The sequence below is a fragment of the Deltaproteobacteria bacterium genome (genome assembly GCA_018668695.1).
GTDB lineage: Bacteria > Myxococcota > XYA12-FULL-58-9 > XYA12-FULL-58-9 > JABJBS01 > JABJBS01.
On the sequence record JABJBS010000247.1, the window covers coordinates 19,032 to 32,782 of the forward strand.

9 protein-coding genes and 2 tRNA genes are annotated in these 13,751 nt (G+C 48.5%); all 11 read right to left on the reverse strand.

What is annotated here, in order from left to right:
• Positions 1-12 precede the first annotated feature (12 nt).
• The gene (gene rpoC, locus HOK28_13170; GenBank protein MBT6434044.1) at positions 13-4,179 is read right to left on the reverse strand and encodes a DNA-directed RNA polymerase subunit beta'; all 4,167 of its coding nucleotides are present in this window, start codon (positions 4,177-4,179) and stop codon (positions 13-15) included.
• An 82-nt stretch (positions 4,180-4,261) separates the two neighbouring features.
• Positions 4,262-8,407, reverse strand: coding sequence for a DNA-directed RNA polymerase subunit beta (gene rpoB, locus HOK28_13175; protein ID MBT6434045.1), 4,146 nt, complete (start codon positions 8,405-8,407; stop codon positions 4,262-4,264).
• A 178-nt stretch (positions 8,408-8,585) separates the two neighbouring features.
• On the reverse strand, positions 8,586-8,990 hold the full coding sequence (rplL, locus tag HOK28_13180) for a 50S ribosomal protein L7/L12 (GenBank protein ID MBT6434046.1): 405 nt from the start codon (positions 8,988-8,990) through the stop codon (positions 8,586-8,588).
• 77 nt (positions 8,991-9,067) lie between these two features.
• Positions 9,068-9,592, reverse strand: coding sequence for a 50S ribosomal protein L10 (locus tag HOK28_13185; GenBank protein ID MBT6434047.1), 525 nt, complete (start codon positions 9,590-9,592; stop codon positions 9,068-9,070).
• 12 nt (positions 9,593-9,604) lie between these two features.
• On the reverse strand, positions 9,605-10,306 hold the full coding sequence (locus HOK28_13190; protein MBT6434048.1) for a 50S ribosomal protein L1: 702 nt from the start codon (positions 10,304-10,306) through the stop codon (positions 9,605-9,607).
• Between the two features lie 85 nt (positions 10,307-10,391).
• Entirely contained in the window at positions 10,392-10,835 is a 444-nt protein-coding gene (rplK, locus tag HOK28_13195) for a 50S ribosomal protein L11 (GenBank protein MBT6434049.1), read from the reverse strand.
• A gap of 45 nt (positions 10,836-10,880) precedes the next feature.
• The gene (gene nusG, locus HOK28_13200) at positions 10,881-11,615 is read right to left on the reverse strand and encodes a transcription termination/antitermination protein NusG (GenBank protein ID MBT6434050.1); all 735 of its coding nucleotides are present in this window, start codon (positions 11,613-11,615) and stop codon (positions 10,881-10,883) included.
• A 50-nt stretch (positions 11,616-11,665) separates the two neighbouring features.
• Positions 11,666-12,070 carry a preprotein translocase subunit SecE gene (gene secE / locus HOK28_13205; protein ID MBT6434051.1) on the reverse strand — a complete coding sequence of 135 codons (405 nt, stop codon included), beginning with the start codon at positions 12,068-12,070 and terminating at the stop codon, positions 11,666-11,668.
• 17 nt (positions 12,071-12,087) lie between these two features.
• Positions 12,088-12,163: transfer RNA gene (locus HOK28_13210), tRNA-Trp, on the reverse strand.
• A 148-nt stretch (positions 12,164-12,311) separates the two neighbouring features.
• Entirely contained in the window at positions 12,312-13,514 is a 1,203-nt protein-coding gene (tuf, locus tag HOK28_13215; GenBank protein MBT6434052.1) for an elongation factor Tu, read from the reverse strand.
• A gap of 74 nt (positions 13,515-13,588) precedes the next feature.
• Positions 13,589-13,664, reverse strand: a tRNA-Thr gene (locus HOK28_13220).
• Positions 13,665-13,751: the final 87 nt, after the last annotated feature.

Genomic DNA, 13,751 nt, shown 5'->3' on the forward strand with positions numbered 1-13,751 from the left:
TTTTTTCAGTAATTACTGGTTAACAGCAATTCCTGGCAGATTTGCCAAAAGCGGACCTTCACGATCCTCAATTGTCATTTCATACTCTTCGTCCTCTTCGAGGAGCTCAGGGTCAACGACGCTGGACAATCGCCCATATCCGGTCAGTCCGGTACCTGCTGGCACCAAACGTCCCATGATAACGTTTTCCTTAAGTCCTTGAAGAACGTCAACCTTACCGGCCAATGAAGCTTCTGTAAGAACCTTGGTAGTCTCTTGGAAAGAAGACGCAGAGATAAAAGACTCGGTTGAGAGTGATGCTTTGGTAATACCCAAGAGCATTGGCTCACCAATGGCTGGCTTACCGCCATCATTCATGATGCGCTCGTTCTCAGCTTCAAATACAGTCTTTTCAACCTGCTCTTCTACGAGGAACTTCGTATCGCCCACATCCTTGATACGAACACGACGAAGCATCTGACGAACAATCGTTTCGATGTGCTTATCGTTAATACGAACACCCTGCAGACGGTAAACTTCTTGGATTTCATCCGTGAGGTACTTACCGAGAGCTTTTTCACCGAGAACCCGAAGGATATCGTGTGGGTTGTTAGGACCGTCCATCAATGGCTCACCCGCGCGAACACGGTCATTTTCCTGGACAGTCAAGTGACGGCCTTTGGCCACCAAGTACTCAGCAGGGTCACCGATATCAGGTACAACGATAACTTTTCGCTTACCTTTGGTGTCCTTACCGAACTGGACAGTACCATCGATTTCAGAAATCAAAGCGTGCTCTTTCGGCTTGCGAGCTTCGAAGAGCTCAGCAACCCGTGGCAGACCACCTGTAATATCTTTATCTTTCGTTGTCTCACGAGGAATCTTCGCAATAACGTCACCGGCTTCCATATCATCGCCATCTGCGGCTGTGATGTTGGTACCGATTGGCAAGTAATAACGTGCCTCGTTTTCGCTGCCAGGAATCTTAAGAATCTGGCCGTCATCCGCGGTGATTTGTAAACGTGGTCGAGTATCCTTGTCTTTCGACTCCATAACGGTACGTCGTGCAAGACCGGTGATATCATCAATCTGTTCCTGTGTAGTAACACCCTCAATAAGGTCACCAAACTGAACCTTACCTGCAACTTCTGTAAGAATTGGAGATGCAAAGGGGTCCCACTCACAAATGATTCCGCCGGAAACCACTTGTTCGCCATCAGGCACCTTCATGGTTGCACCGTAGTTTACACTGTAGCGCTCACGCTCACGACCGCCTTCGTCAATAATTGCTACTTCACCGTTACGGTTCATAACAACGATTTGACCATCAACCTTCGTGATTGTGTTCAAGCCCATGTATCGGATGGTACCGTTACCACGTGCTTCCAAAGTAGACTGAGCGGCACGACCCGAAGCAATACCACCAATGTGGAATGTACGCATCGTAAGCTGAGTACCTGGCTCACCAATTGACTGAGCAGCGATAACGCCGACCGCTTCACCGATGTTTACCTTGTGGCCTCGGGAAAGGTCACGACCGTAACACTCAACGCAAATTCCTCGCTTCACCTGACAAGTCAGTGGTGAACGAACCCGCACACGTCGGATAGGTGAGTTATTGATTTCAATAACCTTCGCTTCATCAATCATTTCACCTGCGGCAACGAGCACCTGCTCAGTGTGTGGATGAACGATATCTTCAAGCGCTGCGCGACCTAGAATACGGTCACCCAATGGCTCAATGACTTCACCAGCTTCAATCAATGCCTCGATTTCAATACCATCAAGAGTACCGCAATCGTATTCAACAACAACTGTGTCTTGTGCAACGTCAACGAGACGACGCGTTAGATAACCTGAGTTTGCTGTTTTCAAGGCTGTATCTGCTAGACCCTTACGAGCACCGTGTGTGGAGATGAAGTACTGAAGTACGCTCAAGCCTTCACGGAAGTTCGCCGTAATCGGTGTTTCGATAATTTCACCAGATGGTTTCGCCATCAAGCCTCGCATACCTGCAAGTTGCTTAATCTGCTGACGAGAACCACGAGCACCTGAATCAGCCATGATATAAACTGAGTTCATGGATGCAATTGGCTTTTCCTCGCCATTTTCATCTGTGTAGCTGTCGCTGGCGATGTTATTCATCAACTCAACTTCAAGCTCTTCAGCAACCCGTGACCAAATATCAATAACCTTATTATAACGCTCACCGTCTGTAATCAGACCTTCGTTATACTGGTTTTCGATTTCACCCACTTGGTCCTGTGCTTTATCGATGAAAGCATCCTTCTTCTTCGGGATTTCCATGTCCTTGATAGCAATGGAGATACCAGCGCGAGTCGCGTTGTCATAACCCATGCTTCTCAAAGCGTCCGCAAGAAGAACTGTCGATTTCTGACCACAGTTACGATAGCAAGCGTCAATCAACGAACCCAAAGCCTTCTTGTCCATGACCTGGTTAACCAGAGCAAAGGGCAATCCCTTAGGGACGATTTCGTACATCAGCAAACGACCAACCGTAGTATCTACGTTCTCGCCGTCGACTTTGCACTTCACCGAAGCTTGTAAGCTTACAACACCTTGGTCGTATGCTGCGCGCGCCTCATCGATGCTAGCAAACCGCATACCCGCGCCGACCATTCCTGGACGCTCACGAGTCATGTAGTAACAACCCAAGACGATATCTTGAGTAGGTACGATAATTGGACGACCGTTGGCTGGGCTCAAAATGTTGTTTGTAGACATCATTAGAACACGGGTTTCAAGCTGTGCTTCTACTGAGAGAGGCACGTGAACCGCCATCTGGTCACCGTCAAAGTCGGCGTTGAATGCTGTACAAACGAGTGGGTGTAAGCGAATTGCTTTACCTTCAATCAGTACAGGTTCAAATGCCTGGATACCTAAGCGGTGAAGCGTTGGTGCACGGTTAAGCATAACCGGGTGCTCGCGAATAACTTCGTCGAGGATATCCCAAACCTCTGGCATAGCCTTTTCAACCATCTTCTTCGCACTCTTGATGGTTGTAACGTAGCCGCGTTCTTCAAGCTTATTGTAAATAAACGGCTTGAATAGCTCGAGAGCCATAACCTTTGGTAGACCGCACTGGTGGAGCTTAAGCTCTGGACCAACAACGATGACTGAACGTGCAGAATAATCAACACGCTTACCAAGAAGGTTCTGACGGAATCGACCTTGCTTACCTTTAATCATGTCGGAGAGTGACTTCAATGGACGCTTGCTTGGTCCAGTGATGCTCTTACCACGACGACCGTTATCGAACAGTGCGTCGACTGCTTCTTGAAGCATACGCTTTTCGTTACGGATAATGATTTCAGGAGCGTTCAACTCTTGAAGACGCTTAAGTCGGTTGTTGCGGTTGATAACGCGTCGATACAAGTCGTTAAGGTCAGACGTTGCAAAACGGCCGCCATCGAGAGGTACCAATGGGCGAAGATCTGGAGGAAGAACAGGAATAACTTCCAGCATCAACCACTCAGCTCGGTTGCCCGAATCACGAATCGCTTCACAAACCTTCAGACGCTTGGCAAGCTTCTTACGCTTCGCTTCTGAAGTTGTTGTAACCATGCCTTCACGTAAAACACCGCACATTGCTTCAATGTCGCAGTTACGTAGAAGGTCACGAATCGCGTCACCACCCATGTTGGCTTCAAATGAACCTGGGCCGTGCTCAGTAACAAGCTCTTGGTATTCGTCTTCAGTCAGAATCTGACCTGGAACCAATTCCACTTTGCCTGGATCAGTTACCGTATAAGCTTCGCAGTAGAGAACCTTCTCAAGTTCACGCATGGTCATGTCGAGAACTGCACCAATTCGAGATGGTACAGAACGCAGGAACCAAATATGCGCTACAGGAGTGGCCAGGTTGATGTGACCTAAACGCTCACGACGAACCTTCGACTGAATAACCTCAACACCGCATTTTTCACATACGATACCGCGGTGTTTCATCCGCTTGTACTTACCGCAAAGGCATTCGTAATCTTTGATTGGTCCAAAGATACGTGCACAAAAGAGACCATCACGCTCGGGCTTAAATGTCCGGTAGTTGATGGTTTCTGGTTTCTTTACTTCGCCATGTGACCATTCACGAATTTTCTCTGGACTCGCAATCGAAACGCGAATCGCATTGAAGTGAACTGGGTCTTTGGGCTTCTCGAAGAATGAAAATATATCCTTCACGGTAAACCTCTTTTCGGTTGAACGACAACGATGTTACTCGGCCGAGAGATTAAAAAGTTGTATTGAATCAACCAATTAGGAATTAAAATCCTGGAATGTCTTCGTTGGTCTCGTCTTCAAGCATTTCAACATCCAAACAAAGTGCCTGAAGCTCTTTGGTCAGTACGTTGAAAGACTCAGGGACACCGGACTCAAGGGTGTTTTCACCCTTCACAATCGCCTCATACATTCGGGTACGACCCTGAACATCATCGGACTTGACTGTGAGAAACTCTTGGAGTGCATGTGCTGCCCCGTAAGCTTCCATTGCCCAAACTTCCATCTCACCCAAACGCTGTCCACCGAACTGTGCTTTACCACCGAGCGGTTGCTGCGTAACCAATGAGTACGGACCAATTGAACGTGCGTGAATCTTGTCATCCACCAAGTGGTGAAGCTTCAAGACATACATAACACCAACGGTTACAGGCTGGTCGAAGGGCTCGCCGCTACGACCGTCAAACAATGTAGTTTGACCAGAGGTCGATAGACCAACCTTTTCTAGAACCTTATCAATGTCGGCTTCACGGGCACCTTCGAATACAGGTGTCGCAAAGTGAATACCGCCCTTGATACGTGATGCAAGCCGCGCCAGATCGTCTGCATCAAGCTTGTCGAGGAACGTTGACTCTTCAGAAGAGTCAAAGAACAACTTAAGCTCATTGCGAATCGCATCTGTTTGGTACTGCTCAAGGAAGTCATCAATCTTACGACCAATTTCCCGAGCGCCCCAACCAAGGTGCGTTTCCAAAATCTGACCAACGTTCATACGAGATGGAACGCCCAGCGGGTTGAGAACAACATCCACTGGAATACCTTCAACGGTGTAAGGCATATCTTCAATCGGCATAATGCGACTGATAACACCCTTGTTACCGTGACGGCCGGCCATCTTATCACCTACTTGGAGGCGACGTTTGATAGCCACGTAAACTTTAACCATCTTGATGACGCCCGGAGCGAGTTCATCGCCCTTCTTTAGACGCGCAATCTTATCGGTGAAAGTCAGCTTAACGAGTGCAACACGTTCATCTGCTGATTCGAGAATGGCTTCTACCTTCTCTTCAACATCGTCGTCGCCTACCTGGATTTCCGCCAGATATTTTTCGCGTACGCTGGCAAGTAGTTCAGCCGTAAGAGTTTCACCCTTAGGAACAAGAACTTCACCTTTATCATCAATCAAGCGCGCAACGGTTTCCTTGTTCAGATACTGAGCAACGATTTTACGTCGAGCACTGTCTTTGATGATTTTGATTTCATCATTTTGGTCTTTGAGAAGACGTGTTTCTTCTTCTTCCTCAATCAGTTGAGCGCGCTCATCTTTATCAACGCCCTTACGAGCGAAGACTTGAGCCCCAATGACTGTACCTGTAACACCTGGTGAAACGCGTAGTGATGTATCGCGTACATCTCCCGCTTTTTCGCCAAAGATGGCACGAAGAAGTTTTTCCTCAGGTGAAAGCTGTGTTTCACCTTTTGGCGTAATTTTACCTACGAGAATATCGCCTGCGCGGACCTCTGCTCCGATACGAATAATACCGGCTTCATCAAGATCCGAGAGTGCTTCCTCACCTACGTTTGGAATATCTCGTGTGATTTCTTCTTTACCAAGCTTAGTATCACGCGCCACACACTCAAATTCCTCAATGTGAATTGAAGTGTAGTAATCTTCGTGAACCAACTTTTCACTCAGGAGGATTGAATCCTCAAAGTTGTAACCTTGCCATGGCATGAATGCCACTGTGAGGTTACGACCCAGAGCGAGTTCGCCGCGGTCCGTTGAAGGACCATCAGCGATACAATCACCAACCTTAACTTTGTCGCCCTTCTTAACGATGGGACGCTGGTTAATGCAGGTATTCTGGTTAGAGCGCTGATACTTAACGAGGTTGTAGATATCTACTTCCTGCGCAACATCAGTTGACTCTTCGTCACGTGTATTCGCTTTAACAACGATTCTTGTAGCATCTACCGATTCAACAACGCCGTCTCGACGTGCTGTTACGGTAACACCGGAGTCACGCGCTACGTTAAGCTCCATACCGGTACCCACAAGTGGTGCCTCGGTACGCAGTAACGGAACTGCTTGACGCTGCATGTTCGAACCCATCAATGCACGGTTCGCATCATCATTCTCGAGGAATGGGATGAGAGCCGATGCAACAGATACGAGCTGCTTCGGTGAAACGTCCATCAAAGTGATGTCTTCAGGACGCATCATGAGAGTATCGCTACCCCGTCGACACGCCACGAGTGGTTCAGTGAAGTTGCCATCAGCTTCTAGCTGAGCGTTTGCCTGAGCAATGACGTGTGGCTCTTCCTGAAGTGCACTGTAGTACGAAATATCCGTCGTTGCTTTGCCGTCTAGCACCTTGCGATAAGGGGTTTCGACGAAACCGTATTCGTTCACGCGAGCATGTGTACTCAGTGAAGAAATCAGACCGATGTTAGGTCCTTCCGGTGTTTCAATCGGACAGATACGACCATAGTGAGTCGGGTGAACGTCTCGTACTTCAAAACCTGCACGTTCACGTGTCAAACCACCTGGCCCGAGAGCCGAAAGACGACGCTTGTGCGTCACTTCAGACAATGGGTTGGTCTGATCCATAAACTGTGAAAGTTGTGATGAACCGAAAAACTCTTTAACCACTGCCGAGACCGGCTTAGCGTTGATTAAATCGTGCGGCATAAGCGTTTCAATTTCTTGAAGGCTCATTCGCTCACGAATTGCGCGTTCCATACGCACCAAACCTACGCGGAATTGGTTTTCGAGTAGCTCGCCAACAGCACGAACACGTCGGTTGCCCAAGTGATCGATATCGTCAACGTTCCCACGACCGTTTTTAAGCTCGAGCAAATAACGCACAACTTCCATGATGTCGTGCTTGCTGAGAACGGTGTTTTCCAAATCGCCATCGTCATCGCCAAACTTGTAGTTAAGCTTCAGACGACCAACCTTCGAAAGGTCATAACGTTCTGGGTTGAAGAACAGGTTGTGAAAGAAAACCCGTGCTGTATCGATTGTCGGTGGATCACCGGGTCGCAACCGTCGATAGATTTCGAGAAGAGATTCCTCTTCAGTCTCAACCTTATCAACCAAGAGCGTGTCACGTAGGTAAGGACCTACGTTCAAACCATCGATGAAGAGAATTGGAAACTCAGCTACGCCCTTTTCGAGCAGCATCGCGAGTTTTTCTTCAGTGATAGTCTCGTTGCTCTCGAGAAGCACTTCACCGGTTTCGTCGTCAATGACGTCGCCCGCGGAAACCGCGCCGATGATTTCTTCTTCGTCAACCGAGATACGCGTGATTTCGGCCTTCGTAATCTTCTTGACTGCACCGCGAGTAAACTTGCGGTTCTTACGAACGATAATATCGTCAGTCTCGGGATCCCGAATTTCCTTAGTCGCGCGCTGCCCCAGTAGCAAAGATACATCGACAGACTTCTGATAATCATCTTTACCTAAGAGGTAGATGGTTTCTTTATCATAGAAGTAGTCGAGGAGATCTTGTGCTGAATACGTCAACGCCTTGAGGAGAATAGTGGCCGGCATCTTACGACGACGGTCAATTCTCACATGCAAGATATCCTTGGTATCGAACTCAAAGTCGAGCCAAGAACCGCGGTTTGGAATAATCCGCGCGCTGTGAAGTAGCATACCGCTTGCATTCGTTTTCGTCTTGTCTTGATTGACGAAAAAGAAGGCACCGGGACTTCGATGAAGCTGAGACACGATAACGCGCTCAGTACCATTGATGATGAACGTACCATGTTCTGTCATCAACGGTATTTCACCAAAATATACGTCCTGCTCTTTGACAGACCGTACGGCCTGCTGGCCGGTGACTTCGTCTTGTTCCCATACGATGAGTTGAATAGACACCTTCATCGGCGCGGCATATGTCATGCCCCGCTGGTGACATTCGTCAACATCGTATTTCGGTGGATCGATATCGTACTTCACGAAGTCCAGCGATGCTGTTTCGTTAAAGTCTTTAATCGGAAAGACCCGCTTAAACACGGCCTGTAGGCCAGTGTCTTCTCGTTCCATCGGATCAACAGCCAATTGAAGAAACTTGTCGTAGCTTCTCTTCTGGGTGTCAATTAGATTAGGAATGTCGATAAGGGGCTTAATCTTGCCAAAACTCTTTCGCATGCGAAAGTTGTCTTGAATCTGAGACGTTGCCATGCGCAGACTCGCTCCCTGATAGGATTTCGGTAGAACCTAGAAACTACACGAGGCCATCTTGAAGGATGACCTCACGAGTGCCCAACGAGCCAGCTTACTGGCCCGAAAAGGTGCCGGTGTCAATAAAACCGAACATTTATTTTTAACTGCTCGGTTTATTGACTGCCAACTGTATAACTCAAGCTTTGAGTTCGACCTTGCCACCAGCAGCTTCAAGCTTAGCTTTGAGCTCCTCGGCTTCTTCCTTAGGAAGGGTCTCTTTGATTGTGCTTGGTGCACTATCAACTAACTCTTTAGCTTCTTTGAGGCCAAGACCAGTTGCTGCACGTACTTCTTTAATCACCTGGATTTTCTTTGCACCAGCTTCAGTAAGAATTACGTTGAACTCTGTTGGCTCTGCTGCTGCTTCTGCGCCGCCAGCTGCTGGCGCTGCCATCATTACGGCTCCGCCTGCTGCTGCTTCCAAGCCATGCTCTTCCTTCAGGTAATCGCTTAGCTCTTTAGCCTGAAGAAGTGACAAGTTAACGATTTGGTCGCCCAAAGTCTTGATGCCGTCATTCCAAGTTGTTGCTGAATCTGCCATAGTAAACTCCTCTACTAGTATCGCTCTATAAACCGCGTTTTGCGGTGCTGTTGCTTGTTTCGTTTTATGGGAAGGGCTTAAGCCGCCTCTTGCCCTTCAATCATTTTCTCGATTTGGCTTAGAATCTTGCCTGCCGGACCCTTGAACTGACCAATAAGGTTGCTCGCTGGGCTCATTGCCAGACCTACGATTCCTGCCTGAATTTCAGTCTTGCTTGGCATCTTAGACAAAGCTTCAGCTTCTGCTGAGTTGATTGCTTTACTGTCTAGGATTCCGCCCTTGACTTTCATATTTGAAAACTCTTCGACAACGTCGAAGGTTGTTTTCGCTGCTGCTACCGGATCTTCGCCACCTATTACGATGCCAGTTGGCGTACCCTTTAGGTACGTTGCTGCATCAGCGTATGTAGAGCCTTCCATGGCGCGAGCCATCAAAGTGTTCTTTACGACAACATAGGTTACGCCTGCTTCCCGAAACTTCTTACGAACCAGGTTCGTATCGTTGACGGTAAGACCGGTATAATCGAGAAAAAGTGCTCCAGCCGCTTCGTTGAGGCTGGTTTTCATTTCTTCGACGAACTGCTCTTTTTGTACACGATTCATCTCTTTTACCCCTTACTTGCTGGATTGAGCCTTAACCGCGTCAATACGCAGGCCAGGACCCATGGTGCTAGAGAATGAAATTGCTTTGACATATGTGCCTTTAGCTGCAGCGGGCTTAAGCTTTGCGATGTTGTCCATCAAAGCTACAAAGTTTTCTTGTAACTTATCAGCATCAAAGCTGAGCTTTCCGATTGCAGCGTGCACGATGCCCGCTTTTTCTACGCGAAATTCAACGCGGCCTGCTTTTTCTTCTTGAACAGCCTTGGCTACGTCTGTTGTCACGGTGCCTACCTTCGGGTTTGGCATCAAACCGCGTGGACCAAGAATCCGTGCGATTGGACCAACCTTTGGCATCATGTCAGGTGTGGCGATTACTTTATCGAAATCGAGCCAACCCTCTTTGATTTTTTCCACCATGTCTTCGGCACCCACGAAATCTGCACCCGCTTGCTTGGCTTCATCGACTTTTTCGCCTTTAGCCAACACAAGAATACGTACCTTGCGGCCACTGCCATTTGGCAATTTGCACACACCACGTACCATCTGGTCTGATTTCTTTGGATCTACGCCTAAACGGATGGAAACTTCAACAGTTTCGTCAAATTTGGCTTTAGACATGTCTTTGAGAAGCGTGATGGCCTCGGCCACCTCATATCGCTTATCACAGTCTATTTGGCCATAGTTCGCATTATAGCGCTTACTACTCTTTGGCATATAGTCACCTCGCAGTACCAACGGTCCTATGGACCTCCTGCATAGTTGAAAGGGCGCACCTTATAGGGACGCCAGCAGTTCTTGTCTAGCCCTTGTACTCAATTCCCATGCTAGCAGCAGTCCCGGCGATCATATTGACGGCACCTTCAAGATCTTTTGCGTTCAAATCTGGCATTTTGATGTTCGCAACTTCTTCTGCTTGGGCTCGAGTTAGGGTTCCAACCTTGATCTTATTCGGCTCTTTTGAACCACTTCCGGGCTTCTTACCAAGCTTAAGACCGATAGTCTTCTTGATAAGGATAGACGCCGGAGGTGTCTTTGTTACGAATGAGAACGAACGGTCTGCAAATACAGTGATGACAACTGGAATAACCATGTCACCTTGGCCCTGTGTTCGAGCGTTAAACTCTTTACAGAAACCCATGATGTTTACACCATGCTGACCAAGTGCGGGACCAACTGGTGGCGATGGGTTTGCCTTACCGGCTGGGATTTGCAGTTTGATGTATCCCGAGATTTTCTTAGCCATTTTCTACCTCTTCAGCTTCTGGCGAATTCGCCAGGGGGCTCATTATCAGGCCTTTTCTACCTGGACGAATTCTAGCTCGACAGGAGTGGAGCGACCAAAGATGGAAACCATCACGCGCACCTTTCCTTTATCTTCATTAACCGTTTCCACGATACCGTTGAAGTTAGCGAATGGACCATCTACGACCCTTACATCTTCACCTTCTTCAAACTTGACCCGTGGTTTGGCCTTCAATGTTCCTTCATCGATCTGCTTAGTCAGGCGTTTAACCTGCTCTTCAGGCACCGGTGGCGGCTTGGTTGCATTGCCTACAAAACCGGTAATCTTTGGGGTGTCATTGATGAGGTGCCAGCTGGCATCCGTCAATTCCATTTGCACCAACATGTACCCAGGGAAAAACTTCCGCTTGCTGGTACGCTTGGTGCCGCCCTTACCGAGTTCCACTACGTTTTCAGTAGGGATCAACACTTCACCGAATTCTGCTTCGAGTGATTGTTGCTTGATGCGTTCTTCCAACGATGCCTTCGCACGGTTTTCGTAGCCTGAGTAGGTATGCACAACATACCAACGGAAGTTTGGATTAACTTCAGGCTCTTCGACCTCAGCTTCACCTTCGCCTTCAGTGGCTTCGCCCTCAGCCGTCTCTGTAGCTACCTCTGCGGCTTCAACGGTTTCACCAGGCTCAGCGGCCTCGGTTACTTCTACCGTGTCTTCAGCTTCTGTTGCTGCGACTGGCGCCTCTTCAGGTGCTTGCACGTCTTGTTGCTCTTGCGTTGTCATCATTGCCTCTGAATTTAAATTACTCGTTCTTCTTAGTGTGCCAGACTGACTTAGCCGCCAGGCAGTTTCTCTATACCGAGAATCCAGTCTGTCATCCAAAGCCAAACGGCATCGAAGGTACCGAGGAAAGCTGAAGAAATCAGAACCGCGATAACCACAACCATGGTTGCATGTCCGGTTTCTTCGCGTGTCGGCCACACCACCTTGGACAATTCATCCACAACCTCAAGGGCGATGGTATTGACCTCCGGATGGCGTAGGGTACCAACAGCAAGGGCAGCAGAGATTGCATAAGCAATCACGCTTGTTATTGGAAGTTGGCGAATCCCTAATATGAAGGGATCATTCCATTCTTGCCAAACCCAAAGCCATTCAAAACCGCGAGAGAGCGCCATGGAAATGACAATTGCCAATCCTACAACAACTCCAACAACATATCGTTCTCTAGAAAGCATTGCTCATCCAGATTGTTTGGCACGGGAGGAGGGACTTGAACCCCCAACCAACGGTTTTGGAGACCGCTACTCTACCAATTGAGCTACTCCCGTAAATACAAGTTGCGGCTGAGGACCCACATGGTCCGCAGCCGCTCCTAATTTTTAAAATGATCAGGCCTAGGACCTGTGCCGCAAACAGTAGCTCAATAAAGCTCGCGACATTTCCCCGAAGGAAAATCTGCTACTTTAAAATCTTCGACTACTCGAGGATTTCAGTAACAACACCCGCGCCAACCGTACGTCCACCTTCGCGAATTGCGAAACGAACTTCTTTTTCCATGGCGATTGGGCAGATAAGCTCAACTTCCATTGAAACGTTGTCACCAGGCATTACCATTTCAGTGCCTTCAGGCAGCTTGATGGAACCAGTAACATCAGTTGTACGGAAGTAGAACTGTGGGCGATAGTTGCTGAAGAAAGGAGTGTGGCGTCCGCCTTCGTCCTTGTTCAGTACATATACTTCACAGGTAAACTTCTGGTGTGGGTGAATTGTGCCCGGAGCAGCCAGTACTTGGCCACGCTGAACATCTTCCTTCTTCGTACCACGAAGAAGAGCACCAACGTTGTCGCCCGCTTGACCTTCGTCAAGAAGCTTACGAAACATCTCTACACCAGTTACGGTAGTAGTTGTTGTGTCGCGGATGCCTACGATTTCTACAGAGTCACCAGTGCGAACAATACCGCGCTCGATACGACCTGTAACAACAGTACCACGACCTGAGATTGAGAATACGTCCTCAATTGGCATCAGGAATGGCTTGTCAGTAATACGAACTGGTTCCGGGATAAAAGTATCGAGTGCTTCGAAAAGCTCCTTGATGCTGTTTACGCCCTGCTCTTTACCTTCGATTGCACCAAGTGCAGAACCGCGGATAACTGGAGCGTCGTCTCCTGGGAAGTTGTACTCGCTGAGTAGTTCACGAACTTCGAGCTCTACGAGGTCGAGAAGTTCTTCATCATCAACAACATCTACTTTGTTCATGAATACTACGAGGTGAGGTACGTTTACTTGACGTGCAAGCAGTACGTGCTCACGAGTCTGAGGCATTGGACCATCAGCAGCAGATACTACGAGGATTGCTCCGTCCATCTGTGCAGCACCCGTGATCATGTTTTTAACATAATCGGCGTGGCCTGGGCAGTCGACGTGTGCGTAGTGACGGTTCGCTGTTTCATACTCAACGTGTGAAGTAGCGATTGTCATGATCTTAGATGCATCACGACGGCCTTGTGATTCAGATGCCTTAGCAACTTCGTCATAAGCAATCGCGGCAACGCCGCCATGTTCTTTTGCTGAAATACAAGTCAACGCTGCTGTCAGGGTAGTTTTCCCGTGGTCAACGTGACCGATGGTTCCCACGTTTACGTGAGGCTTGTTACGTTCAAATTTTTCTTTGGCCATCTTTTTCTCCCTGAGCGCGTTGTGCGCCGACGTGCTGACCGCGTCCTATCTAAGTTCACTAGCTATATATGAAGTGGAGCCCTTGACCGGATTTGAACCGGAGACCTCTCCCTTACCAAGGGAGTGCTCTACCAACTGAGCTACAAGGGCACCGTATTACACTCTCGACTGGCTTCCGGCAGGGGTGGAGCGGGAGACGAGGTTCGAACTCGCGACCCTTAGCTTGGAAGGCTAATG

Bases quoted from the DNA above. Each gene is read 5' to 3' on its own strand.
- HOK28_13190 (MBT6434048.1), bottom strand. From the start codon at position 10,306: ATGCCAAAGAGTAGTAAGCGCTATAATGCGAACTATGGCCAAATAGAC.
- HOK28_13185 (MBT6434047.1), bottom strand. From the start codon at position 9,592: ATGAATCGTGTACAAAAAGAGCAGTTCGTCGAAGAAATGAAAACCAGC.
- secE (MBT6434051.1), bottom strand. From the start codon at position 12,070: ATGCTTTCTAGAGAACGATATGTTGTTGGAGTTGTTGTAGGATTGGCA.
- tuf (MBT6434052.1), bottom strand. From the start codon at position 13,514: ATGGCCAAAGAAAAATTTGAACGTAACAAGCCTCACGTAAACGTGGGA.
- rplL (MBT6434046.1), bottom strand. From the start codon at position 8,990: ATGGCAGATTCAGCAACAACTTGGAATGACGGCATCAAGACTTTGGGC.
- rpoB (MBT6434045.1), bottom strand. From the start codon at position 8,407: ATGGCAACGTCTCAGATTCAAGACAACTTTCGCATGCGAAAGAGTTTT.
- rplK (MBT6434049.1), bottom strand. From the start codon at position 10,835: ATGGCTAAGAAAATCTCGGGATACATCAAACTGCAAATCCCAGCCGGT.
- nusG (MBT6434050.1), bottom strand. From the start codon at position 11,615: ATGACAACGCAAGAGCAACAAGACGTGCAAGCACCTGAAGAGGCGCCA.